Origin of the sequence: Lactobacillus johnsonii, from assembly GCF_013487865.1 — a bacterium.
Lineage (GTDB): Bacteria > Bacillota > Bacilli > Lactobacillales > Lactobacillaceae > Lactobacillus > Lactobacillus johnsonii_A.
The window spans coordinates 760,671-787,500 of record NZ_CP047409.1 but is presented as its reverse complement, the minus strand read 5'-3'; the positions used below and the strand labels follow the sequence as shown (position 1 = coordinate 787,500).

At 35.7% G+C, this 26,830-nt stretch carries 22 protein-coding genes; 5 read left to right on the top strand and 17 right to left on the bottom strand.

Features of this window, described 5'->3' with window-relative positions; translation table 11 throughout:
• Positions 1-29: 29 nt before the first annotated feature.
• Both rpsB and GTO82_RS03745 read right to left on the bottom strand, forming a co-directional pair.
• Positions 30-815 carry a 30S ribosomal protein S2 gene (gene rpsB / locus GTO82_RS03750; protein WP_004895270.1) on the bottom strand — a complete coding sequence of 262 codons (786 nt, stop codon included), beginning with the start codon at positions 813-815 and terminating at the stop codon, positions 30-32.
• Between the two features lie 153 nt (positions 816-968).
• Positions 969-1,991 carry a GIY-YIG nuclease family protein gene (locus GTO82_RS03745; protein WP_180873808.1) on the bottom strand — a complete coding sequence of 341 codons (1,023 nt, stop codon included), beginning with the start codon at positions 1,989-1,991 and terminating at the stop codon, positions 969-971.
• A 68-nt stretch (positions 1,992-2,059) separates the two neighbouring features.
• On the opposite strand from GTO82_RS03745, the gene GTO82_RS03740 reads away from it, so the two are divergent.
• Entirely contained in the window at positions 2,060-2,674 is a 615-nt protein-coding gene (locus GTO82_RS03740; protein ID WP_004897119.1) for a lysophospholipid acyltransferase family protein, read from the top strand.
• 67 nt (positions 2,675-2,741) lie between these two features.
• The gene (locus GTO82_RS03735; protein WP_004897118.1) at positions 2,742-3,923 is read left to right on the top strand and encodes an SAM-dependent methyltransferase; all 1,182 of its coding nucleotides are present in this window, start codon (positions 2,742-2,744) and stop codon (positions 3,921-3,923) included.
• Positions 3,924-3,990: 67 nt separating this feature from the next.
• Here GTO82_RS03735 and GTO82_RS03730 read toward each other — a convergent pair.
• From GTO82_RS03730 to GTO82_RS03710, 5 genes are all read right to left on the bottom strand, one after another.
• Positions 3,991-5,393 (bottom strand): IS3-like element IS1223 family transposase gene (locus tag GTO82_RS03730; RefSeq protein ID WP_180873711.1). Its coding sequence is split into 2 segments (ribosomal slippage): positions 3,991-4,919 and positions 4,919-5,393, totalling 1,404 coding nucleotides; the frame shifts between segments, so codons are not numbered across the junction.
• Between the two features lie 70 nt (positions 5,394-5,463).
• Positions 5,464-7,257 carry an ABC transporter ATP-binding protein gene (locus GTO82_RS03725; RefSeq protein WP_180873806.1) on the bottom strand — a complete coding sequence of 598 codons (1,794 nt, stop codon included), beginning with the start codon at positions 7,255-7,257 and terminating at the stop codon, positions 5,464-5,466.
• The gene (locus GTO82_RS03720; protein WP_180873804.1) at positions 7,247-9,013 is read right to left on the bottom strand and encodes an ABC transporter ATP-binding protein; all 1,767 of its coding nucleotides are present in this window, start codon (positions 9,011-9,013) and stop codon (positions 7,247-7,249) included. Before GTO82_RS03720 ends, GTO82_RS03725 begins: the two co-directional genes overlap by 11 nt.
• Positions 9,014-9,089: 76 nt before the next feature.
• Positions 9,090-9,311, bottom strand: coding sequence for a YneF family protein (locus tag GTO82_RS03715; RefSeq protein WP_003649044.1), 222 nt, complete (start codon positions 9,309-9,311; stop codon positions 9,090-9,092).
• A gap of 72 nt (positions 9,312-9,383) precedes the next feature.
• A complete protein-coding gene (locus GTO82_RS03710) occupies positions 9,384-9,632 on the bottom strand; it encodes a DUF896 domain-containing protein (RefSeq protein WP_011162244.1) in 249 nt (82 codons plus the stop codon).
• A 137-nt stretch (positions 9,633-9,769) separates the two neighbouring features.
• Here GTO82_RS03710 and lexA point away from each other — a divergent pair, with 137 nt between their 5' ends.
• Entirely contained in the window at positions 9,770-10,393 is a 624-nt protein-coding gene (gene lexA, locus GTO82_RS03705; protein ID WP_180873802.1) for a transcriptional repressor LexA, read from the top strand.
• Positions 10,394-10,429: 36 nt separating this feature from the next.
• Here the strand turns inward: lexA and GTO82_RS03700 are convergent, their stop codons facing one another.
• On the bottom strand, positions 10,430-11,068 hold the full coding sequence (locus GTO82_RS03700) for a uracil-DNA glycosylase (protein WP_011162246.1): 639 nt from the start codon (positions 11,066-11,068) through the stop codon (positions 10,430-10,432).
• Complete coding sequence (locus tag GTO82_RS03695; RefSeq protein ID WP_180873801.1) at positions 11,052-11,471, bottom strand: bis(5'-nucleosyl)-tetraphosphatase; 420 nt, start codon at positions 11,469-11,471, stop codon at positions 11,052-11,054. Before GTO82_RS03695 ends, GTO82_RS03700 begins: the two co-directional genes overlap by 17 nt.
• A gap of 195 nt (positions 11,472-11,666) precedes the next feature.
• Here GTO82_RS03695 and lepB point away from each other — a divergent pair, with 195 nt between their 5' ends.
• Positions 11,667-12,308, top strand: coding sequence for a signal peptidase I (gene lepB, locus GTO82_RS03690; RefSeq protein ID WP_180873799.1), 642 nt, complete (start codon positions 11,667-11,669; stop codon positions 12,306-12,308).
• A 93-nt stretch (positions 12,309-12,401) separates the two neighbouring features.
• On the opposite strand, the gene rplS is transcribed toward lepB, so the two are convergent.
• The 7 genes from rplS to GTO82_RS09715 all read right to left on the bottom strand — a co-directional run bounded on the left by rplS (position 12,402) and on the right by GTO82_RS09715 (position 23,623).
• Positions 12,402-12,752: a 50S ribosomal protein L19 gene (rplS, locus tag GTO82_RS03685; protein ID WP_003647502.1), complete on the bottom strand. Its 351-nt coding sequence runs from the start codon at positions 12,750-12,752 to the stop codon at positions 12,402-12,404.
• Between the two features lie 113 nt (positions 12,753-12,865).
• A complete protein-coding gene (gene trmD, locus GTO82_RS03680; protein WP_180873798.1) occupies positions 12,866-13,588 on the bottom strand; it encodes a tRNA (guanosine(37)-N1)-methyltransferase TrmD in 723 nt (240 codons plus the stop codon).
• Positions 13,578-14,099 (bottom strand): ribosome maturation factor RimM, encoded by a 522-nt coding sequence (gene rimM / locus GTO82_RS03675; RefSeq protein ID WP_004895297.1) that lies wholly within the window; start codon positions 14,097-14,099, stop codon positions 13,578-13,580. The genes trmD and rimM overlap by 11 nt, the downstream gene beginning before the upstream one ends.
• Positions 14,100-14,167: 68 nt before the next feature.
• Complete coding sequence (gene rpsP / locus GTO82_RS03670) at positions 14,168-14,440, bottom strand: 30S ribosomal protein S16 (RefSeq protein WP_003647505.1); 273 nt, start codon at positions 14,438-14,440, stop codon at positions 14,168-14,170.
• An 86-nt stretch (positions 14,441-14,526) separates the two neighbouring features.
• The gene (ffh, locus tag GTO82_RS03665; RefSeq protein WP_004897107.1) at positions 14,527-15,957 is read right to left on the bottom strand and encodes a signal recognition particle protein; all 1,431 of its coding nucleotides are present in this window, start codon (positions 15,955-15,957) and stop codon (positions 14,527-14,529) included.
• Position 15,958: 1 nt separating this feature from the next.
• Positions 15,959-16,300 (bottom strand): YlxM family DNA-binding protein, encoded by a 342-nt coding sequence (ylxM, locus tag GTO82_RS03660; RefSeq protein WP_180873796.1) that lies wholly within the window; start codon positions 16,298-16,300, stop codon positions 15,959-15,961.
• A gap of 168 nt (positions 16,301-16,468) precedes the next feature.
• Positions 16,469-23,623, bottom strand: coding sequence for a mucin-binding protein (locus tag GTO82_RS09715; RefSeq protein WP_260983183.1), 7,155 nt, complete (start codon positions 23,621-23,623; stop codon positions 16,469-16,471).
• A gap of 188 nt (positions 23,624-23,811) precedes the next feature.
• Here GTO82_RS09715 and GTO82_RS03635 point away from each other — a divergent pair, with 188 nt between their 5' ends.
• Positions 23,812-25,200: an IS3 family transposase gene (locus GTO82_RS03635; RefSeq protein WP_260983154.1), complete on the top strand. Its 1,389-nt coding sequence runs from the start codon at positions 23,812-23,814 to the stop codon at positions 25,198-25,200.
• Positions 25,201-25,393: 193 nt separating this feature from the next.
• On the opposite strand, the gene GTO82_RS03630 is transcribed toward GTO82_RS03635, so the two are convergent.
• Entirely contained in the window at positions 25,394-26,818 is a 1,425-nt protein-coding gene (locus GTO82_RS03630) for a C69 family dipeptidase (protein WP_180873794.1), read from the bottom strand.
• Positions 26,819-26,830: the final 12 nt, after the last annotated feature.

Sequence of the window (26,830 nt, the reverse complement as noted above, 5' to 3'; positions counted from 1 at the left end):
CCTCCTACAGAACTAACAGTAAAAACAAATTAGTCTTCTGATTTTTCAACAACTACTTCGATGGATTCTTCTTCATCGTCTTCAGCTGCTGCTTTATCAGCCATTTCTTTTTCAACATCTTCGCTGTCATCTTGGCCTTGCTTACCTTCGATAATTGCATCAGCCATAGCACCTGAAATCAAACGAATTGCACGAATTGCGTCATCGTTTGCTGGAATAACAACGTCGATTGGATCTGGATCAGTGTTAGTATCAACCATAGCTACTACAGGGATACCTAAAATGTTTGCTTCGTGAACAGCGATCTTTTCTTTCTTAGGATCAACAACAAACATAACATCTGGGATTCTTGGCATATCTTCAATACCACCTAAGAATCTTTCAAGTTTTTCCATTTCCTTAGTCAAAAGTGCAACTTCCTTCTTTGGTAATACGTCGAAAGTGCCATCTTCTGACATTTGCTTTAATTCCTTTAATCTCTTAACACGGCTTTGGATAGTAGTCCAGTTAGTCAAAGTACCACCTAACCAACGTTGGTTAACGTAGTATTGACCTGCACGTGTAGCTTCTTCTTTAACAGCGTCTTGTGCTTGTTTCTTAGTACCAACAAACAAGAATACGCCACCGTCTTGAGCAACTGCCTTAACGTAGTTGTAAGCGTCATCTAACATCTTAATAGTCTTTTGTAAGTCAATGATGTAGATTCCGTTTCTTTGAGTGAAAATGTAAGGAGCCATCTTTGGATCCCATCTTCTAGTTTGGTGACCAAAGTGGACACCTGCTTCAAGCAATTGCTTCATAGTAACAACTGTCATAAAAAATTCCTCCTGGTTAATTCCTCTCAAGAGGTCGTATTAAATTCTGACCAATAAATGGCACCTAGGAATTTAATCGCTCTTGATGTGATATAAATTTAATATGCGAAACGCATACTTGAACATTGTAACTAATTAATTTTATAAATGCAATTAAAATTTTACATTATGTTCTTTTAAAAACTCTTCTTTCCATTTTCTTGAATGGTGTTTGAACCAATATTCTCTCTTTAAGGCCAGTTTTTTATCATCAAATTCTTCATGATAAATCATTTTTACTGGTCGACGTGTTTTTGTGTATTTAGCTCCTTTTCCTTCATTGTGCATCTTTAATCGATGAGCTAAGTCATTTGTAAAACCACCATAGAAACTTCCATCATTACACAATAAGCAGTAAAAATAATATTTTTCTTTTTTAGGCCCTTCTTCCTTATTTTCAGTGATAACTTTTTTTATTTCAGGTGTAAACGATCCATCTTGATTATGAACAACAATTGCATCCCTCAAAACTAGACCATCACTCGCAGTATTTCTAATTGCTTCTACCACAACTAAATTAGCATCTGCCTCTCTCTTAGAGACAAATGGTTGCACCCACTTTACACTCAGTTGATTTTCTAAACAATAGTGCATAATTTCACCCAAACGCTCAGGCCGATGAACCATAAACATTTTGCCTTTCATCTTCAGCAGATCACTTGATACTTTAATTATTTGCTCAAGGTTAATTGCTAGTTCATGTCTTGCTAAGGCCTTTTTTTCATCTGGATTAACAATATGACCTTTAGGAACTTTGAAATAAGGAGGATTAACAACAACTACATCATACTTATCTTTACCTAATTTTTTCGGGGCATCTAATGCATTCAGACAATGGACTTCTATCCGATTTTCTAATTTATTCAATTTAATACTTCGTCTTGCCTGATCAGCTATTTCTTTTTGAATCTCCACCGTATCATAATGTGCCCGGTTAAAATAGGACATGTAGATACTAGCAGCCCCATTACCACTACATAAATCAACAACTTTATAATTATCATGTATTTTATTTTGCGCAAAATATCCAAGAAGAAGCGTATCTAAAGAAAAAGAAAACGCATCTTTTTCTTGGATGATTTGTAGGTCATCATTGTACATATAATCAATTCGTTCATTAGGTTTCAATAGATCCATTTTCTATACCCTTCTAAAAATTCTTTGCTGTATTGTATAATACTATAGATAAAATTGGAGGAAAGATCATGTTTTATAAAATTATTCGCCCAATCGCCCGATTTATTGTCTGGGTACTTAATGGACATTTACATGTTCATCATAAAGACCGTATACCAAAAGGTAACTATATTTTAGTAGCCCCTCATCGAACTTGGTGGGAACCAATTCTTTTTGCCTTGGCTGCAAGTCCAATGGAATTTATGTTTATGGCAAAAAAAGAACTTTTTAAAAATCCTATTTTGAGATTTATTTTAGTGCATGCACATGCTTTTTCAGTAGATCGCGATAATCCTGGTCCTTCTGCAATTAAAATTCCTGTTAAAGGATTACGCAAAGGTGACCTATCTTTGATTATTTTTCCTTCCGGAACTCGTCATTCTGAAGAACTTAAAAGTGGCGCATTTGTTATTGCCAAAATGGCTAATAAGCCTTTAGTGCCAGTTGTTTATCAAGGACCGTTGACCTTTAAAGGCTTCCTAAAAAGAAAATCCTTAGACATTTGTTTTGGTGATCCAATCTATATTCCACGCCGCGAAAAGATTAATAAAGAAACTACACCTGCTCTATACCAGCAATTGGAAGAAGCTTGGGACAAGCTAGATAAAGAACAAAATCCTGACTTTCACTATATCGCAAAATAATTTTTTTATTATTCAAGATTTTTAGTGTTAAAATGACATAGTCTAGTGTAGAAAAGGAGAATCGATAATGTTAGAAAAACCTTTGTATAAAATGATGCTTAGTCATTCATTTAATGTCCCTGTAAAAGTTACGTACTGGGATGGAAAATCAGAAATTTATGGAAATGGCACACCGGAAGTGGAGGTTATTTTTAACAAAAAGATTCCTTTTAAAGAAATAACAAGTAATGCCTCTTTAGCTTTAGGTGAAGCTTATATGGATAAGGACCTTGAAATTAAGGGTAGTATCCAAAAATTAATTGAAGCAGCATATGAAAGTAGTGAATCATTTATGCGTGCTTCAAAATTTAGAAAATTTTTACCTAAGCAAAAGCATACTGAGAAGCAAAGTCAAGAAGATGTTCAAAGTCACTATGATATCGGTAACGATTTTTATAAACTATGGCTTGATCCAACTATGACTTACTCATGTGCTTACTTCACTAATGGTAATAAAGATGATCTTGAAGCTGCTCAAATTGCTAAAGTTCATCATATTCTTCAAAAATTAGATCCTAAACCAGGTAAGACTTTATTAGATATTGGGTGTGGCTGGGGAACCTTAATGCTAACTGCAGCTAAAGAATATGGACTTAAAGTTACCGGAGTCACTTTAAGTCAAGAACAATTTGATTTAGTCAACCAAAAGATCAAGGACATGGGTCTTGAAAATCAAGCCGAAGTTTTACTTGAAGATTACCGTGAATTAGGTAATCGTGATTTTGATTATGTTACTTCTGTAGGTATGTTTGAGCACGTTGGTTCAGAAAACCTAGGAGAATACTTCAAAGACGTTGCTAAATACCTAAAGCCACACGGTGTTGCTTTAATTCATGGTATTACTCGTCAACAAGGCGGGGCTACCAATGCCTGGATTAACAAATATATCTTCCCAGGTGGCTACATCCCTGGCCTAGTAGAAATTGTCTCAAGAATTGAAGAAGCTAACTTACAAATTGCTGACATGGAAATGCTTCGTCGCCACTATCAAAGAACTCTTGAAATTTGGGATAAAAACTTTAATGACCATCGTTTAGAGGTTGAAGGAATGATGGGCGAACGCTTTGTAAGAATGTGGGATATGTATCTTCAAGCTTGTGCAGCTTCCTTTGAATCAGGAAACATTGATGTTATTCAATACCTATTAACAAAGGGCCCATCTGGTAAAACCTTACCAATGACTCGTCAATACATGCTGAATGATAAATAAAATATAATTCAAATAAAAGCTCGGTCTTAAATGAAGTGCCATAGAAAAGTTAGACATTTATAAAATTTTAAAGATTTGATAATACACGATTTCTGTATTTTACAGGAGTCGTGTATTTTAATTTGTTTGATCTTCTAACATTGTTAAACCAATAAATATAATCTTTCAGAATTTCCTTCATCTCTTCTAAACTTCCAATCTTAAGTCGATTCAGTTTTTCTCTCTTCATTAGATTAAATATCGTTTCTCCTGGTGCATTATCATGACAATTTCCTTTTAGGGACATGCTTTGGATTATATTCATTTTCTTTAGTCGAGCCTGATAGCCTGGATTCTGATATTGAAAGCCTTGATCTGAATGAAGGATAGGAGCAGCTCCTGGTGGAAGATTATCTGCTAGTTCATCTAGCATATTATAAATAGTTTTCATTTCAGGAGAGTAACTTACTGCACAAGCTAGAATCTCCAAAGAAGCTTTATCTACTACAGGAGAAATATAAACTTTCTTGCCGTTAGTTAGTTTATATTCGGTTACATCGGTATGAAGAACTTTATAGGGGATAGTTTCATCAAAAGTTTGATTTAGGATATTTGGTGCTTTCTTTCCTACATTACCCTTATACGAACTATATTTACCAGTATTTTTATGATAAATTGTTGTTTTTATTCCTAAACTTCTCATTAACTTACGTACTGTTTCTAGAGAAAATTTAAATCCTTCATCTCTTAACGCTCCCCACATAGGACGATAACCATATGTTTCTTGTCCTTCATAGCCATAATAGATTTCTTGAATCTTCTCTTTTACTAAAGCATACTTATCAGCTTGATTAATTCTATTTTTTACATTGTCATAGTAAGTCTTTCTATTTAATTTAAGCACCTTAAATAAGACCTTAAGTTTAATTTGATGGTGTTTTGCCCGAATATCCTGTATTAATTGTGTTTTTTGTTTGTTGGATAACGTGGATATCGGGCAGCCACTTTTTTTAAGACAAGATTTTCCACTCTAAGTCTTTCTAATTCAGCTTCCTGCTTAAGAATTTTTTCTTCATACTTTTGCTTTTCACTAAGTTCTAACTTTTTAGTTGTCTTCTTACTCTTTTTAGGCACTTTCCTAGGCCGACCTTTCTGTTTAGGCAGCAGCCCAGCGTATCCTTCTTCATTGAACTTTTTAGCCCAATTGTATACTTGAGAATCACTAATATTAAACTTAGCCGCTACCTTTGAAACTCCAATAGAATGTGTTAAGTAGTAGCGTACCACATTTAGCCTAAAGTCAGAAGAATAAGTAGTTTTAGTATGTTTAACAGATAAGGCAGCTAAACCTTGACACTTAGCCTTATCAACCCACCTACGAATAAGAGTCCAATGAATATTATATTGTTTAGCTAAACCTTTTATTGAATCTTCATGATTTAAATATTTGGAAACAATTTCAATTTTTAATTCAGTCGAATATTTGGTCATAAAAAAATACCTCATAATTATTAGATTTTATGTCTAACAATTATGAGGCACTTCAAAACGACCGAGCTTTTTATTTATCGCTATTTTGTTGAAGCTTATAAAGATTGTAGTAATACCCTTTCTTCTTCAATAGTTCCTCATGTGTACCACGTTCAACAATTCTTCCTTTATCCAAAACAATAATCTGGTCCGCATCTGCAATTGTTGAAAGACGGTGCGCAATTGCCAAAGTCGTTCTTCCTTGACGAAGCTTCTTTAATCCCTCTTGAATTAAATTTTCGGTTTCTGTATCGACATTAGCCGTTGCTTCATCTAGAACTAAAATTTTAGGATCAGTTACTAAGGTTCGTGCAAATGAAATTAATTGTCGTTGTCCTTGACTAAGTTCTGATCCACCTTCAATCACTTTTGCATGATATTTACCAGGCATCTTTTCAATAAATGAATCTGCTTGTACGGTTTTAGCAGCATCTTTAATTTGTTGATCTGTAATTTTGTCATTATACAAGCGAATATTTGAAGAAATGTCCCCATAGAACATAAAGGGTTCTTGTAAAACTAATCCTAGTTTTTTACGTAATTCTTTCTTTGGAAACTTCCTAATATCAATGCCATCAATAAGTACTTCCCCACTACCAAATTCATAAAATCTCATCATTACATTGATAATTGAACTCTTTCCTGATCCAGTATGACCAACAATTCCTAAAGTTTCACCCGGATTAACTACAAAAGATACATCATGTAAGATTTCATTCTTTCCATCATAAGAAAAGCTGACATTTTTAAATTCAATCTTTCCTTTTGAAATAACTGCTCTTTCATCATTTTCTTGTCGCGGCTCGTATTCTTTTTCATCCATAATTCTAAAAATACGTTTACCTGCCACAATCCCATCCTGAAAAGAAGTCATTCGATCCATCATAGTAGAAATAGGATTAAAAAATTGTTGTACATATTGAGAAAAAGCATATACAATTCCGGCAGGAACAAAAGTCTTTTGTAATGGGAATCCAAAATACATTAACACTAGTGCAAGAGCCAATGAATAAAGCAAACTAGTCATTGGAGAGAGCAAAAGCGAGTTAACTCGGATCAAGTTAAAACGTGTTCTCATTAAAGTACCATTCTCATTTTCAAAATGGTTTGTCATTCTTTTTTCCTGCTTAAATTGCTGAATGAGAGAAACTCCTTCAATAGATTCATTTAAGTTAGTATTAATTCGACTAAGTCGTTCCCTAAAAGCACGATACAATCTAGAACTCTTTTGTGTATAAATCCAGAAAATAAAACCTAAAATTGGTAAAAACAGCAAGACAATTAACGCCGCAAATTTATTGGTTACATACATCGCTATAAAAGCAGTTACTAAAGAAAATACTCCAATGACTACTTGACAAAGTACTCCTAAAAAGTCGCTTAGAGTCATCGTATCATTAGTGACTCTTGATACAATTGAACCTGCTGGGGTCTGGTCAAAATAGCGCATCCCTAAACTATGAAGTTTTCGATATAAATCTTTTCTTACACTTTCAAGTATCTTTTCAGCGCCAAGTGCATATAAATATTGATATACAAACTGAAGAATTGCCTTAATAATTGTTCCAAGCCCATATAATAGTCCAGCCCAAATTATAATCTGTACTGTCGCTTTTTGTTTGATCAAATAATTATCTAAGAAAAACTGTAGTCCTCTTGGTAAAAGCATATTAATTACACTTACTAAGAAAGCTCCAAAAATTGCAATTCCCATTTCCACTTTAAAAGGCTTTACGTACTTTAAAACTCTTTTAAATATTTGAACTTGTTCTTTAAATGGGATGGCCTTAGACCAAACTGATTTGCTTTCTTCATTATTGTCCATCTACTTCACCCACCTTTGCTTGTAGTTCTTGTTTACGCCACATTTCAGCATACCAACCATTTTGAGCTAAAAGGTCGGCATGTTTTCCTCTTTCAACAATCTTCCCCTCTTTTAGAACTAAGATGAGATCTGCATCCATTACGGAAGTCAAACGATGGGCCGCAATCAAGGTCTTTTTTCCTTTTCTTTCCGATTTAAGTGAATCCAAAATAGATGTCTCTGTCTTTGCATCCACCGCTGAAAGAGCGTCATCTAATATCAAAACAGGACTTTCTTTTAACAAGGCTCGTGCAATTGACAATCTTTGTTTTTGTCCCCCAGACAAAGATACTCCATTCTCACCTACCAATGTTTTATACCCATTTGGCATTTGCAAAATGTCATCGTGTAAATCACTCTTTTGAGCTGCAGATTCAATTTTATCCTTCTCCACATTTTCATCAGAAAAAGCAATATTTTTTTCAATGGAGGTAGAAAACAAGAAATTATTTTGTGGAACATACGAAATTTCACTTAAAAGTAATTTTAAAGGAATATTTCTAATATCATGACCACCTAAGCTTATTCTTCCTTGGTATTGATCAAACTCTCTTAATAAAAGCTCAATAATAGTGGTCTTTCCGGATCCAACTTTTCCCACTAAACCTAATGTTTGTCCTGGTTTTAATGTAAAATTAATATTTTGCAAAACTGGTATTTCTTTTTCATCAGGATAGGCAAAGGATTTAATTTCATATTTTAAATCACCTTGAATATCTCGAGCTGTTAAGCTCTGATCAGCGTTTTCATCAGTAATTTGAGGTTTCTCATATAATAGACGTTCAACACGATCATAGGAGGCTGATCCACGCTCTAAAATATTAAATAAATAACCAATTGCAAACATCGGCCATACCATATTAGAAATATAGGCAATAAAAGAAACCAATTGACCAACTGATAAAGTATGATTTGATACCAGTAATCCACCATAGATAATCGTAATTACATAAGTTGCTCCAATAATTAATGTCCCTAATGGATCAAACATTGAATCCCATTTAAAAACTTTCTTATTGATTTGAATAGTATCATCTATCATCTTATTAAAAGCAGCTGAATCTTGCTCACTTTCACCAAAGGCTTTTAATACTTTAATTCCGGAAACTGATTCTTGAGTCTTATTATTTAAACGTGAAAATGCAGCTTGTGATTTGTCAAAACTATAATGAAGCTTATCTCCTAACTTCCAAGCACCTAAAGCAAGAAAAGGAAGGGGTAAAAGGGCAATAATCGTTAACCTAAAATTGGTAAAAATAATCATTGCAATCATTGTAGTTCCACCGGTAACTAAAGAGTCAACTAAAGTCAAAACTCCATCTCCTGCTACATTTTGAATGGAATTAATATCATTAGTCGCATGTGCCATTAAATCCCCAGTGCGGTGCCTTTGATAAAAGGTTTTATCCATTATCATAAAATGCTTAAATAAGCGGGATCGCATTTGTCTTTCTAACTCTGCTGCTCCACCCCAAATTTGCTTACGCCAAAAGTAGCGCAATAAATATAAAACTATGGCTGCAGCAATGACAGCTAAAATCAAGGCACCATACTCACCCCAGCTAATTGCCCCTTTATCTAGCTGGTCAGCCATCAGTCCCAAAATTCTAGGTGGGACTAAATTGGCAATTGAAGTTAAAGCTAAAAAACTAATACCAATAATATATCTTTTCTTCTCTTGCTTAAAAAACCATCCTAATTTGCTAAAAATATTCATTTTTCACCCCACCATATACAAAAAGACAGAGGAATACGATCCTCTGTCTATTACCAAATATTAGTAAAGGAAGCTACTATTTTTGTTGTTGATGCTTCATCATATTCATAACTTGATTAAGCTTCTTAGCAGATGGTTTTTGTCCCATTTGCGCCATCATAGCTGCAATCATATCTTCACTAATAGGAGGATTGTCTTGGAAATACTTCTTCATGTATGCGCGAGCACCATAAAATCCGCCAACAAGACCGATTAATAATGCGATAATAATAAGAAAAATTGCTAAACCTAAATTCATTTCCCAAAAACCTCCAAAAATTAATGTACTTTTTCAGCATACCAAAAAAATAGTATTTTTTAAAGTAAAATATTAATCTTTTCTTAATCCTTTACGACGTTGTGCCTCTTTAGCTTTTTCTGAGGTTACTTCTTTACCATCTTTATCAATGACTACAGTATCCTCTAATTGTTGTCTAAATCCAGCACGGAAGTTTTCTAGAAAAGCAGATCTTAATTTTTTACGTTCCTCTAACTCATCAGGAGTTAATTCACGTTCTCTACTAATTTTAGTTAATTCATTGATTCGTTTAATTAAATTTTCTTCTTCTTTTTTGTCCATAATAAACACCTCACTAAACAATGTTAGTTTACCTTAATTATACCAATAAAAAAAGACTCAACTACTAAGAACGCCTGTTTGCCGAGATAATATTTTTTTGTTAGAATACTAATAAGTAAGTAAATGGAGAAAAAATTATGACTGAACCACATGCAAATAAACAATTAGAAATTTTACGTTTTATTTACGATACTGTTGAAGAACGAGCTTTTCCTCCTACAGTGCGAGAAATCTGTAGCGCAGTGGATCTTTCTTCTACTTCAACCGTTCACGGTCACCTAGCACGCCTAGAAAAGAAAGGCTATATTTTAAAAGATGCCACTAAACCAAGAGCAATCGAAGTAACTGAAAAAGGTCGAGAAGCTCTAGGAATTAAACCTAAAGATATTCCTGTTGTTGGCGTAGTTACTGCTGGTCAACCTATCTTAGCTGTTCAGGACATCGATGAGTATTTTCCTCTTCCTCCTGATCTCGAAAATGATGCTGGCGAGCTTTTCATGTTACGTGTGTATGGCGAATCAATGATTAATGCTGGAATTTTAAATGGTGATCATGTCATTGTTCGTAAACAATCTAGTGCTAATAATGGTGAGATTGTTGTTGCTATGACTGAAGATAACGAAGCAACTGTTAAAAGATTTTTCAAAGAAGATGGCTATTATCGTCTGCAGCCAGAAAACGATACAATGGATCCAATTATTTTACCTGTGGTTCAAATTTTAGGTAAAGTTGTAGGTCTATATCGTAATAATATTGATTAAAAAATGGTAGGAAATGTCATTCCTACCATTTTTTTGCTATTTAATTAGCGGTTTTACATTTAACCAGTCTTGCGCAATTACTTCGGCTAATTTTCTATTATAAAAAACAGCTGCGGGATGGTATTGCGGTACAACGATATACTTTTCTTTAGACCAAATATAACCATCTTTTTTATCATTTAATTCTAAAATTGGAGTATTTTCAATAATTTTTCCATGCACATTACTAATTTCATATTTATCATCTAGCAATCTTGTTAGAGCCGTAGTACCCACTGTTACAATGATTTTAGGTTTAACACACTTAATTTCATAATCTAAAAATGGTGCATGTGCCAAAATTTCCTTTTTAGTCGGTTTTCGATTAGGATATTTGATTACTTCTTTATTTTCTTTTTTACTAAATGTGTGCTTAATACTATAAGGACGGCTTCTGACAGCACTAGTTATATATACATCGTCTCGTTTAAGCCCGATTGAGGCTAAAGATTTCATTAATTCTTTTCCAGACGCACCGTGAAACGGGATTAGCGACTCTATCTCTTCTCTTCCTGGCGCTTCTCCTACAATCATAAGCTTGGGATGAACTGGACCAGCACCAAAATTAATTCCTTCTAATTTCATCCCCTTTGATCTTTCCTTAACTTCAGCTAAGAGTTTATCTGGATATTTCATTTTCAATATATTCCTGTGCCTTCTTCAATAATTCTTTCAATTCTTCATAATTTAAACAGGAATTAGCTTCTCCTAAAGTTGCCCATTTATAATCTCCAATTTCACTTTTTTGTAGCTCTATTTTTTGATCCGGGTTAAATCTACTCAAAAACAATGTTACAGTTTTTAATCGATCCCGGGCAATTTTATAAGTAATACTTTCCTCAAAATCAAAATCATAATCTGGTTTTAGTCCCACTTCTTCATAGACTTCTCTTTGAGCAGCCTGTACATTATTTTCATCCTTTTCTAGATGCCCTTTCGGAAAGCCCCAAGTTCGGTTAAGTCTACTTTGGACAAGTAAAAATTCTATTTTATTATTTTTAATACGATAAACAATACTACCAGCTGAATATTCATGCATCTTTTTTACTCCCTTCTTATGATTGCTCTTGTTGTTTTCATTATAAGCTAAATTAAAATTTTCGACCTCTTCAAGACCTTTATCTCCTATTTAATTATATAAATTAAAATTATTTTTCATCTTTTTTGTTTAATCGACAAAATACTAATTTAGGGTTACACTTTATGTTGAAATAGATTAAATAAGGTGAAAAAATTGAAAAAACAAGAACAATCTGAAAGCTGGGGTCAGTGGATTCTCCAGGTACTAATTCTAGCAGCCATATTTTTTGGTATCTTCTTTGTACTAAATAAATATGTTTTTGCCAACTTAACTGTATCTGGAATTTCAATGCAACCTACTTTTGAAAATAACGATCGTGTTATTGCTCTTAGGCACGCCAAGATTAAGGAAGGCGACATTGTAATTGTTGATGCGCCTGACGAACCAGGAGCCGTATATATTAAGAGAGTAATCGGGTTACCGGGAGATACCATTGTAAGTAAAAATAATCAAATTTATATTAATGGTAAAAAACTTAATCAACCATGGTTAAAAGCTGGTCAAAAATTAATTGACAATGGAGAGGACGGAATTTCCGGTACTAAATATACTAATACCCAAAATTTCACTCTGAGTTCTCTAGCTAAAACTCAAAATTATCGTCAATTTTATACTTCAAAGCAACTAAAAGAAATGCAAAAGACTAATAAAGTTCCTGCTAATACTTATTTTGTAATGGGAGATCACAGAAGCGTTTCTAAAGACAGTCGCTATATTGGAACAATTCCACGAAGTAAAATTGTGGGAGTAGTGAAGATGCGCTACTGGCCACTAAATCACATTACATTTTATTAATCAAAAAGAGTTTCTTTTTTGAAACTCTTTTTTTATCTACAAAAAAAGCCATCTCTTTCGAGATGGCTTTTAATACTGTCTTGATTAATTAAATTAACCGCGACGCTTTTCAGCAATTCTAGCTGCTTTACCGTGACGTTCACGTAAGTAGTAAAGCTTAGCACGACGTACACGACCGTGACGAAGAACTTCAACCTTAGCAACACGTGGGTCATTTACTGGGAAAGTACGTTCAACACCAATACCTGATGACATCTTACGTACAGTGTAAGTTGCGCTGATACCAGCACCCTTACGCTTAATTACAACACCTTCGAACATCTGAATACGTTCGTGAGTACCTTCTACAACACGTACGTGAACACGAACAGTGTCACCTGCACGGAAGTCAGGCATATCATCGCGTAATTGTTCTTTAGTTAATTCTTGAATTAATGGATCCATCATTTTCTCTCCTTCTACGGCATTCATCAACACCTTGTGCCAGCGGAATACCCATAAATCAGTGGCTTATGCCACAACGACTAGTTTACCAAATAGAAAAATGCTTGTAAATACTAATTCTCTTTTTCACTTTTAATTTCTTCAAGCATTCTCTTTTCTTCATATGTTAACTCACGGTCAGCTAACATATCGGGACGGTAGAGATATGTTGCTCGTAAGGCTTCCTTATGACGCCATTCAGCAATTTTTTGGTGATTGCCCGATGTTAATACTTCAGGGACTTTCTGACCTTCAAAATCAGCAGGACGCGTATATTGCGGATATTCTAAAAGACCGTGTGAAAAACTTTCTTCTACTGGAGAAGCAGAATTTCCCAGAATCCCCGGTAAGAGACGAACAGTAGCATCAATCATACTCATTGTTGGTAATTCTCCACCAGTAAGGACGTAATCGCCAATTGATACTGTTTCATCAGCCAAATCATAGATTCTCTGATCAAAACCTTCATAGTGACCACAAATAAAAGTTAAATTTTCTTCTTTTGACCAATCTTGGGCCATTTTTTCATTGAAAGTTTTTCCTTGTGGAGCAGTAATAATTACTTTTCCTTTATTAGTTAAAGAATCTAGAGCTTTTTTTATTGGCATAATTTGAAGTACCATCCCAGCTCCACCCCCATAAGGAGTATCATCGACATGATGATGTACGTCCCTAGTAAAGTCACGGAAATTAACTAAGTTTAATTCCCATTTTTTGTCTTCTAGACCTCTTCCTAACATTGAGACCTGCAAAGGAGTAAACATATCTGGAAAAAGGGTTAAAACATTAATTTTCATCTCGTAATCCTTCAAGCAAAGTTACTTCTATTCTCTTATTGGCTAGATCAACTTTTTTAACTACTGATTCAATATTTGGAATCCAAAAACTCTTTCCTTTTTCTGGCTTTATCTCCCAAATATCATTAGCACCAGGAGTTTCAATGTTTTCTAATACTCCTAGCTTTTCTCCAGTCTCAGCATCATAGACCGGGCAATTTAAGATGTCCTTAAAGTAATAGCTACCTTCAGGTAATTCTTGTTGATCTGTTTCTGCTACATATAATTCTTTACTGCAAATTTTTTCAGCTTGATCAATATCATCAATCTTTTCAAATTTAACTAAATAAAATTGTTTATGGCGTCGAGTATTTTCTACAATTAATTCTTCATACTGTTTATTATTCTTAATAAACAATCTACTTCCTGTAGCTAATCTTTCCTCTGGAAAATCAGTTGTTGCATTTACCTTAACTTCTCCCTTTAATCCATGAGGAGACAATATCTTTCCAACTTCAAAATATTCAGTCATAGAACTTATTCTTTCTAAATAAAAAAGTTTGGGAAGAACTTTCCCAAACTTCTAATTGCAATAGTAAATTACTTACCGTACTTTGCGTCGTGGTATCTAGTCATCAAACCAGCTTTTGAAAGTAAACTTCTTACAGTATCTGATGGTTGAGCACCTTTTTCAAGCCATTCAAAAATCTTATCTTCTTCAAGCTTAACTTCATCAGGGTTAGTAAGTGGGTTGTAGTAACCAACTTCTTCGATGAAACGGCCGTCACGTGGCATACGTGAATCAGCAACTACGATACGGTAAAAAGGTTTTCTCTTTGAGCCCATACGGCGCATACGAATCTTAACAGACATTAATTAATTCCTCCTAAATTTCTTGACTTAAATAATATAGCATATAGAAAAATATGTGTAAAGGGGTTTTCCTTAACAGTTGAAAATTATTTTGAACGATAACGTTTAATATTCTTCATCCGTTTCTTCTTATTTTTCTTAAAGCGCTTATTCATTGATCTCATTGCCATCTTGCCCATTGGTGAATTCATTCCTGGTAAGTTAGCCAATTCACCCATATCACCTTTAGTCATTTTTTGCATCATTTCTTTTGATTGCTTAAATTGCTTAATCATTCGGTTAACTTCAGCAATCGATCTACCCGAACCAGCAGCAATTCTACGTCTTCTTGATGGATTAAGAATATCAGGATTTTCACGCTCTTCTGGGGTCATTGAATAAACAATAGCCTTAATGTGATCGATTTGCTTTTCCGGAATCTGAATATTTTTAAGAGCAGGATTATTACCTAATCCAGGAATCATTTTAATAATTTGATCTAGAGGACCCATTTTTTGAACTTGTTCCATTTGATCAATAAAGTCATTAAAATCAAAAGTATTCTCCCGCATCTTTTCAGCCATCTTTTCGGCTTCTTTAGCATCGTAATCTTGCTGAGCCTTTTCAATTAAGGTCAACATGTCACCCATACCTAAGATACGTGAAGCCATTCGATCAGGGTGGAAAGTAGAAAGATCAGTTAATTTTTCACCTTGCCCTGTAAAGATAATTGGAAGACCAGTGACAGCACGAATAGAAAGTGCCGCACCACCACGAGTATCACCATCAAGCTTAGTTAAAACAATTCCAGTTAGATCTAAGTCATTATTAAATCCTTCTGCTACTTGTGTAGCTGCTTGACCCGTCATTGCATCAACAACTAATAAAGTATTATCAGGATGAGCAACCTCAGTTACACGTTTCAACTCATCCATCAATTGTTCATCAATTTCAAGACGACCAGCCGTATCAATCAAAACATAGTCATTCTTATTTTTATCAGCTTCTTCAAGACCATGCTTTACAATTTCGGCTACATCTTGGTTATCTTCACTATAAACCGGTACATCTAATTGTTGACCAATTTGCTTTAACTGTTCAATAGCAGCTGGACGGTAAATATCGCCTGCAATTAACAAAGGACGAGCTTTTTCATTCTTCATTAAGTAATTTGCAAGTTTACCGACAGTAGTAGTTTTACCAGTACCCTGTAAACCGACCATCATAATGATTGTTGGAATATGCGGAGATTTATTAAGAGAAACAGTCTCTTCTCCCATCATTTTAGTTAACTCATCATCAACAATTTTGATGATTTGTTGTCCTGGATTTAAGCTATCTTGGACTTCTTTACCTAAAGCTTCCTTTTTTATTTTTTTAATAAAGTCTTTTACAACCTTAAAGTTAACGTCCGCTTCTAATAAAGCCAATCGAATTTCACGACTAGCGTCATTAATATCTGCTTCTGAGATCTTACCTTTACCAGTTAAATTTTTTAATGCTTTTTGAAGTCTTTCACTTAAATTTTCAAAAGCCATACTATTCTACTCCCATTTGTCTTAATAATTTCAAAAGTTCAATCTGAGCTCGATTAATTTTGCCATGTTCAAGGGCATATACTGCCTCAGTAATTTTTTCTTCTATTTGCGTATAATCACGTTTCATATGAAGTTTATCTTCATATTTTTCTAAAGCACGGCTGCTTCGTTTCAAATTATCATAAACAGCTTGTCGAGAGACATGGTGATTATCTGCAATTTCTCCTAAAGAAAGATCATTGTAATAATAATCCTCAAAATACTCTTGTTGTCCTTTTGTTAATAATAGACCGTAGTAGGCAAATAAATCGCCTAATCTTTCATTTTTTTCAAGTTCATCCATTTGTCTCACCTTGAACCAGTATAGCAAAAAAAACTTATTTCTAAAATGATAGCATTCTACTTTTAAGAGAAGTATTAAAAACACCATTAATAACAATATTACAAAAAAGTGGAGTGCATGTGCATTCCACTTTAGAATCAAGATTTGAGTGTTATATCTTGATTATCATTAAATTTTCTTTTTTCGCTTATTGTCTTCTATTAATCCAATTAAACCAAATAGTGCTAATGCACTTCCTACTACGCCTGCAAGTACACCTTCATTATTCTGTGCACCTGTTTTTGGCAATGTCTTAGCCTTCTTATTAACAACTTTTTCTGTTCTCTTGTTTGCTTGAGAAGCAATATTGTTAATCGAAGTATTTTCTACTTTTTCACTCTTATTTGAAACATTTGTCTTTTCTGGAGTGCTTGGAGTAGCTGGCTTCTCTGATTTAGCAGGTTGTTCTGCTGGTGTCTCAGGCTTAACTGGAGTTGTTGATTTGTTTGGTACTTTTGGTGTTGAAGTATCTGGTACGTACTTAACTAGTACATCTTCTCCTGGCTTACCCGGTACTGGATTTACTGGATCACCTGGTTTGCCATTTTCTGGATGGTAGCCTAGAATATTTGGTTTAGTTCCTGGAATAACTTCAGTTGGATTATTTGGATTATTAGGGAATTGTGGGTGCTCTTGTCCTGGAATTGGATTTCCGTTTGGATCTACCGGAATAATTCTACCTACCGGAGTGTAAACCACAGTAATCACAGCATTTGGATTATCTTTAGTTACTGTTGCTCCACCAGCTGTAGTCACTGGAGATACATAGCCATTGATTACTGGAACATCAATGATGCCAAATGTGTGGTCACCAGTTAAATCAGTTGCAGTTTGAACGTTTGATGGTTCAAGTTCGTTGCCATTTGGATCCACAAACTTGATTGTTTGACTACCATTGTAAGTATCTTGAGTTGGATTCTCAGGACTATAAATTACGACGATGGTCTTATGCAAATCATCTGGAGTAATCGTTGCACCACCAGCAATTTCCTTATCTGCCTTGTATCCGGACACTTCTGGTGTCTTAACTTCGCCAAAGGTATGGCTAGTTTCATTCCAACCAATTTCACTAACAATCTTACCAGTTACTTTATCAACCACTGCACTTCTAGTGAAGGTAAAGCTTTGAGTATTATCAGCTGGCGTCTTGTCACCTGCAGCTACATACTTAATCGTTTGGGTACCAGTCTTCTCCAAACTATCCTTATCTGTTCCTGCTGGCCATTTTGGTCCATTTGGATCATTAGGATTGATTGGTTCGCCTGGTTTCCCTGGATTTTCTGGGGTTACGGGAACTAATTGGTGTTCAACCTCGATGACAATATTTTGATTACCTTTAGTAATTTCAGTTGGAATTACTACTTCTGGATTCAGAACTTTATAACCCTTATTCTCAAGTTCTTGAATTACAGAATTCTTGTCATAAGTAAACTCAGTGCCAACTTTTTGTTCACCACTAGTTTTACCGTATTGTGGCAAGTCAACGTTATCAGTTTTATCATGAACAGTTACGGTAATAGAACCTTCTTCTTGAACTGGTGTATTTGGAGCATAAGGAACTGGTACATTCTTGCCTGGGTCACTTGGATCTGGGTTGACTGTCTTGCTTGGATCTACTGGCGTCCATCCTGGTACTTCTGGCTTGTTCCCTGGATTGCCCTTTGATGGATCACTTGGGTTATTAGGGAATTGTGGGGTTGGCGCATCTGGAATTGGCTTGCCACTTGGATCTACTGGAATCATCTTTCCTAGTGGTGCGTAAGTTACTGTTACTTCCACATTATCACTAGTGTGGGTAATGCCACTAATGGCCTCAACGTTGTTGCCTGCTTCATGACTTGAAATGTTCTTCAAGTAGTAACCTGCTTCGACTGGTGAGACTACTTCACTAAATGAACTGCTCTCTGGCGTCCAAGTGATTTCTGGGGTGGCCGTATTTGAGCTATCTACAATCCATTGTCCCTTGGCATCTTGCTTTGCGTTTACTAGCTTGCCTGTTACCTTGCTTACGTATGCCTCTCCACTAAAGTTTAGGCTTTGACTTGCGTTTGCTGGAACCGTGCCAGTAAATTGACTGCCATCGCTGTTTACGTACTTAACTGTTAAGCTTACGTCCTTCTTTAATGCACTTGGTTGTGCATTTTCTGGAGTTCCTGTCGGTACATCTGTTGGTGGCGTATCTGGCGTAATTGGTTGTACACCTTCTACTAAGTGAACTTGATAATCATTACCACTTACCTTGTAAACCGCATCCGTTGGATAGTTGTTGCTTACTAATACATAACCTTGTTTTTCATAGTTATTAATAGTTTCCGTAGTTGAGTAGTTGATCTTGCTACCAACTGTCCCCTTTGGAATATCGTATGTTGACAAGGTCTTGCCGGTCGTGTCATCAATATATCTTACTGTTCCTGCTACTACTTGAGCATAAGGAACTGGTACATTCTTGCCTGGGTCACTTGGATCTGGGTTGACTGTCTTGCTTGGATCTACTGGCGTCCATCCTGGTACTTCTGGCTTGTTCCCTGGATTGCCCTTTGATGGATCACTTGGGTTATTAGGGAATTGTGGGGTTGGCGCATCTGGAATTGGCTTGCCACTTGGATCTACTGGAATCATCTTTCCTAGTGGTGCGTAAGTTACTGTTACTTCCACATTATCACTAGTGTGGGTAATGCCACTAATGGCCTCAACGTTGTTGCCTGCTTCATGACTTGAAATGTTCTTCAAGTAGTAACCTGCTTCGACTGGTGAGACTACTTCACTAAATGAACTGCTCTCTGGCGTCCAAGTGATTTCTGGGGTGGCCGTATTTGAGCTATCTACAATCCATTGTCCCTTGGCATCTTGCTTTGCGTTTACTAGCTTGCCTGTTACCTTGCTTACGTATGCCTCTCCACTAAAGTTTAGGCTTTGACTTGCGTTTGCTGGAACCGTGCCAGTAAATTGACTGCCATCGCTGTTTACGTACTTAACTGTTAAGCTTACGTCCTTCTTTAATGCACTTGGTTGTGCATTTTCTGGAGTTCCTGTCGGTACATCTGTTGGTGGCGTATCTGGCGTAATTGGTTGTACACCTTCTACTAAGTGAACTTGATAATCATTACCACTTACCTTGTAAACCGCATCCGTTGGATAGTTGTTGCTTACTAATACATAACCTTGTTTTTCATAGTTATTAATAGTTTCCGTAGTTGAGTAGTTGATCTTGCTACCAACTGTCCCCTTTGGAATATCGTATGTTGACAAGGTCTTGCCGGTCGTGTCATCAATATATCTTACTGTTCCTGCTACTACTTGAGCATAAGGAACTGGTACATTCTTGCCTGGGTCACTTGGATCTGGGTTGACTGTCTTGCTTGGATCTACTGGCGTCCATCCTGGTACTTCTGGCTTGTTCCCTGGATTGCCCTTTGATGGATCACTTGGGTTATTAGGGAATTGTGGGGTTGGCGCATCTGGAATTGGCTTGCCACTTGGATCTACTGGAATCATCTTTCCTAGTGGTGCGTAAGTTACTGTTACTTCCACATTATCACTAGTGTGGGTAATGCCACTAATGGCCTCAACGTTGTTGCCTGCTTCATGACTTGAAATGTTCTTCAAGTAGTAACCTGCTTCGACTGGTGAGACTACTTCACTAAATGAACTGCTCTCTGGCGTCCAAGTGATTTCTGGGGTGGCCGTATTTGAGCTATCTACAATCCATTGTCCCTTGGCATCTTGCTTTGCGTTTACTAGCTTGCCTGTTACCTTGCTTACGTATGCCTCTCCACTAAAGTTTAGGCTTTGACTTGCGTTTGCTGGAACCGTGCCAGTAAATTGACTGCCATCGCTGTTTACGTACTTAACTGTTAAGCTTACGTCCTTCTTTAATGCACTTGGTTGTGCATTTTCTGGAGTTCCTGTCGGTACATCTGTTGGTGGCGTATCTGGCGTAATTGGTTGTACACCTTCTACTAAGTGAACTTGATAATCATTACCACTTACCTTGTAAACCGCATCCGTTGGATAGTTGTTGCTTACTAATACATAACCTTGTTTTTCATAGTTATTAATAGTTTCCGTAGTTGAGTAGTTGATCTTGCTACCAACTGTCCCCTTTGGAATATCGTATGTTGACAAGGTCTTGCCGGTCGTGTCATCAATATATCTTACTGTTCCTGCTACTACTTGAGCATAAGGAACTGGTACATTCTTGCCTGGGTCACTTGGATCTGGGTTGACTGTCTTGCTTGGATCTACTGGCGTCCATCCTGGTACTTCTGGCTTGTTCCCTGGATTGCCCTTTGATGGATCACTTGGGTTATTAGGGAATTGTGGGGTTGGCGCATCTGGAATTGGCTTGCCACTTGGATCTACTGGAATCATCTTTCCTAGTGGTGCGTAAGTTACTGTTACTTCCACATTATCACTAGTGTGGGTAATGCCACTAATGGCCTCAACGTTGTTGCCTGCTTCATGACTTGAAATGTTCTTCAAGTAGTAACCTGCTTCGACTGGTGAGACTACTTCACTAAATGAACTGCTCTCTGGCGTCCAAGTGATTTCTGGGGTGGCCGTATTTGAGCTATCTACAATCCATTGTCCCTTGGCATCTTGCTTTGCGTTTACTAGCTTGCCTGTTACCTTGCTTACGTATGCCTCTCCACTAAAGTTTAGGCTTTGACTTGCGTTTGCTGGAACCGTGCCAGTAAATTGACTGCCATCGCTGTTTACGTACTTAACTGTTAAGCTTACGTCCTTCTTTAATGCACTTGGTTGTGCATTTTCTGGAGTTCCTGTCGGTACATCTGTTGGTGGCGTATCTGGCGTAATTGGTTGTACACCTTCTACTAAGTGAACTTGATAATCATTACCACTTACCTTGTAAACCGCATCCGTTGGATAGTTGTTGCTTACTAATACATAACCTTGTTTTTCATAGTTATTAATAGTTTCCGTAGTTGAGTAGTTGATCTTGCTACCAACTGTCCCCTTTGGAATATCGTATGTTGACAAGGTCTTGCCGGTCGTGTCATCAATATATCTTACTGTTCCTGCTACTACTTGAGCATAAGGAACTGGTACATTCTTGCCTGGGTCACTTGGATCTGGGTTGACTGTCTTGCTTGGATCTACTGGCGTCCATCCTGGTACTTCTGGCTTGTTCCCTGGATTGCCCTTTGATGGATCACTTGGGTTATTAGGGAATTGTGGGGTTGGCGCATCTGGAATTGGCTTGCCACTTGGATCTACTGGAATCATCTTTCCTAGTGGTGCGTAAGTTACTGTTACTTCCACATTATCACTAGTGTGGGTAATGCCACTAATGGCCTCAACGTTGTTGCCTGCTTCATGACTTGAAATGTTCTTCAAGTAGTAACCTGCTTCGACTGGTGAGACTACTTCACTAAATGAACTGCTCTCTGGCGTCCAAGTGATTTCTGGGGTGGCCGTATTTGAGCTATCTACAATCCATTGTCCCTTGGCATCTTGCTTTGCGTTTACTAGCTTGCCTGTTACCTTGCTTACGTATGCCTCTCCACTAAAGTTTAGGCTTTGACTTGCGTTTGCTGGAACCGTGCCAGTAAATTGACTGCCATCGCTGTTTACGTACTTAACTGTTAAGCTTACGTCCTTCTTCCAAGTTTTCAGCTCAGCTTCTTGGACATATGTCACATTTACATTTTCACCAGGACCCTTTGGACTCGGATTAACAGTTGGATTCGAATCTTCTGGAGTCCATCCTGGTACATTTGGTTTTTCACCAGGATTTGATTTTGATGGATCATTTGGGTCATTCGGAAACTGTGGTTGATCTGCTCCCGGGATTGGATTACCATTAGGATCAACTGGAATAATCTTGCCAATTGTAGCATATTTAAGTTCAATATTAGTTGTTTGCTCTACATATGGATTAGGAAAAACATATCTTCCGCTAACAGTTAACTCAGTGGGGCCTTCATTAGATAACGTTGCTGGATACACGATTCCCCGAGGATTATTAGGATCATATTGTTGGACATTATTGATATAAATGCTAGCTTGCATAACACCACTGGAATTAATTTGATGCCATACTTCTTTTACAAATTGTCCATTTAAAGAAACCCACTCATTAGTATAAGTTCCGCCATTTTTATATTGTGAGATTACGCCATGATCTCTCTCTTTATTAACTAAATAGTATCCCTTAATAATTTTTTCTGCTCTAGGGTCTATTTGGTATGTTTGTCCTGTTAAGCCACTACTAGTGATACTTGTTGTATCGGGCATTGGCTCACCAGTTTCTGCATCAATGTAACTAATAGTCTGAGTTGCTTTACTTGGAGTTGTATCTCCCCATGCATTTGCCACAGGGTTGGAATTATTCGAATTAACTATAGAATCATACTTTCCATACCCAAATGTAAAGGCTAATTTAAAGTTATAATTATTTTCATTAATGCTAATTCCATCCGGACCAAAGTTGTATATTGTCAAATTAGAATTTGGATATGGTCCACTCCCTGAATAAGTCGCCCTTTGTCCCACGCTTATTGTATTGCTAGCATATACTTGTGAATAGTCCCTATTGGTAATGTAATAGTTTAGATTTCCTCCGGGATTATTTCTATCAGTAGCCAGTGTAATTACCATATTTAAAGGTGTATAACCATTAGTTAAAGTAAACTGATCAAAAATATATTGATTTGCCGGAACAATACCATTGGTATTAGGGTAATGCGCATCATCAGTAATCGTTACACCAGAACTATCTGATGGAGTAGTTGGTGTATCTGTTGATTCAGTAAAACTTTGAGGCTGAACCTTTAATTTATTTTGATTGTTTACTTCATCATTAGATCCATTAATCTGATAAGGATTTCCTTGATTCTGACTTTCTACATTACTTGATACTTGCAAAACCTTATTGTCTAAAGAAGAACTTTTCTCTTCTTTAGAATCTTTGTTATCAGTTTTCACAAAACTATTATTTACAGATTCTACTTGTGGGTCTTTAGCGAGGTCGCTCCCCCCCCCCACTTTCTTATTTAATTGAGATGATTGAACAGAAGTAGAGGAATTGCCTCTAGCTTCATTTTCTATCTCTTTTTTAGGTTGTAAATTTTCTTTTTGAGTTACAACTGTTGAATTACTATCTGTAACAGTATCCGCATGAACTACTTGAATTGACTGTATTCCAAAAATAAATGATCCAATTAAGACTGAGACTGTTCCTATAGAAAATTTTCTAATAGAAAATCTATCTTGTCTATCCTCCATTTTACGAATCCGTTCTTTAAAATTACGCTTAGACATATACCTGTCCTCCTAAATATTAAAACAGCTTTAAGGTTCTTACTAAATTATATAACAGTTTAAATAATTATAGGAAAATTATTTACAATTTTCCTATAATTATTGTCGATACATGTATACAAATCTGTCCCTATCTTCATTTTTGATATGAACCCCGAAATTCGGACAAGAATTTCGAGGTTTTTATTATGTCTAAATTATCTAAGCAAGACAAAATTGACATCTACAATAATTGGAAGCATTATCATAAGTCACTATCTCAACTAGGTAGAGAATATGGAGTAAGACCTGACAATTTATATTATTTAATCCGTCTAATAGACCTTCACGGCTTAGAAATTTTGAATAAATCATATTCTTCTTATTCAGTAGAATTTAAGAAAACTGCCATTAAAAGAATATTGATTAACGATGAACCAGCGAATCAAGTTTCATTAGACTTAGGATTGCCAAGCTCAGGTATGATCTATAATTGGCTTCGCAAATATAAAGAGGATGGGTATAATGTCATTAATCATAAGAAAGGCAGACCACATCATGAAAAGCAAAGACCAACAAATCAAAGAACTACAAAAACAAGTAAAAGACTTAAAACAAGAGAATCTCAAGCTTACTGTCGAAAACGAATTTGTAAAAAAATTGAGCGCCTTAGTTTCCAAAAGAAAAAACCAAAAGCACCAGAAATAGCTCAGGTGGTTACTGAACTAAGGCAAGAACTTCATGTAACCGTCAGTTTCATATTAAATGTAATCAATTCTAATCCTGATTTACCTCACTTATCTAAAAGTAATTATTACTATGTTCTAAAACAAAATGATAAAGATTCAAAAAATCATCAGATCATGAAACGTATCAAAGAAATATTTGAGGAACATAAACATCGCTACGGCTATAGAAGAATTACAGCTCAATTGCACATTGAAGGAATTAAAATCAATCATAAGAAAGTAAAGCGTCTGATGAAAAAGATGCATTTATTTGGTATTGCCATTAGACGTAGAAAAAGATATTCAAGTTATCGAGGAACTGTAGGTGAAATCAAACCTAATTTGATCTGTCGCAATTTTTTAGCCATTTTACCAGATAGAAAGTGGTATTCAGATATAACTGAGTTTCATTTAAACGGCGAAAAATTATATTTATCACCAATTATGGATGGGTGTACCCATGAGATAATTTCTTATACATTAAGTCGTCGTCCAGTTTTAGAACAAGTAATGACCATGCTTGACCTAGCTTATAAAGCTCATCCCGCTCTAAATGGTCTTATTTTTCACACTGATCAAGGATGGCAATATCAACATTCTACCTTTCAAAAATGGCTTACAGATCATGGTATTGAGCAATCAATGTCTAGAAAAGGTAATTCATTAGATGATGGATTAATGGAAGGATTTTTTGGTATCTTAAAGCGAGAAATGTGGTATGGCTTTGAAAAAAATTTTAAGAATTTAGATGAACTAGAAGATGCAATCAAAGAGTATATTTATTACTATAATAATTTTAGAATTAAGAGCTCAATAAAAAACCATACTCCGATTCAATATCGAAATATGGTTTTAAATCAAACAGTTTAATAATATGTCCTAATTTTTGGGTTCATATCAATTTCTTAGCTGCTTAATTCCTTCTTAAAATTATCCATCAACAGGATTTGCAAAAGAGCCTTAAATCAATTGGTGTTAACCTCAATTTAATAGGAGCTTGATTTTGAGTAAAGCATAAAATTATCTTTTTCCCAGACTTTTCTTAATGAAACATAGTTTCAAATTAAAGATTTGGATCCATCTTAAATGTTAACTTAGACATCTTAATTGCATCAGTAAACATTTGACCCATTAATTCTTCACTATCTTTCTTAGTATGAGCAACAGTCTTTTGATTTTCACGAGTTAAGTAGTCGGTTAATTCTTCACCGCTTAAATCTTTAGCATTTTCAATAATTTCTTCAACTCTACCACGGTAATATCTATTCAATTCTTCAAGATATTTAGTATCAAGTTGAACAAATTGAGGATAGTGACTTTCAACTAAGGCAGCCAAAGATTTGTAGTACCACCATGCATCGTCTTTATTATAGGTCATTGACGTATTGTTAAATGATGGATCAGTTTCGTTCATATTAGCAAAGAATGGGATATATGGTGTAAATGTTGGTCCACCAATACATAACCACATAATACCCGCCATTTCTTCAGGAACATCACTTCTAATTTGCAAAATATGGGAGTTTTGAGTTCTATTTAAACCAATTGGACGATAACGATGCTTCTCTTCCTCAGTTCCATGACCAAATGGATCAAATGGAGTATCTTGATAATGAGAACCAAGTGCAAATTCAATATCTTCCTTAGCTAATTTCTTAGAAGCTTTTCTAATGAAAGGAATATCTGGGTCTTCAGGATCCTGTTCAATTTCTGGGTTGAAAAGTTTTTGGATATACCATTGACGACTAGTGTTGTAGTGACGATCTTGTTCAGTATAAGTTCCAAAAATGTGGTGGAAATTCCAACCTTCATGGTCAGGATTCAAGTGGTGTTCTTCAACGAATTCTTGAATTCCTTCACTCCACATAAAGTTATCTGGATCATCAAAGTTAACTTGTTGAATAGCAACACGGTTACCAGTTGCTGCATAACAATCATCTGGAATACGTTGAGCAACCCAGTGGTGTCCCGTGACAATTTCCATATACCATACTTCATCTTTGTCACCAAATAGAACTGAGTTTCCAGCAGGTGAACCATACTTTTTAATTAAGGAACCAAGACGTTTTACACCATCTCTTGCGGAATCAATATATGGCAAAACTACAGTCTGCATACAATCTTCATCTAAACCATCTTTAACTAATGGATCAAATGCTAACGTTCTTTCGTTACCATAAGTTGATTCAGTACATGACATAGCAACATTCTTTTGGTTGATACCACTTTCGTCATAATAACCTAACTTTTTATAGTCAACATTTGGAACTGCTGGAACTCTTTGAGCATCTTCAGGAAGCTCCATTTCAAACTTATTAAGCCAAGATTTAATTTTACGTCCCTTTTCACCATGAACAGCTGGCTCAATAATAAACTTTTGTGGCGTAATTGCACCTGCAGTATCGTCATTACGTGAAATCATTACTGATCCATCAATTGATGCTTTTTTTCCAACTAAAATAGTTGTACATGCACTTAAATGCTTCATTATTTACTCCTT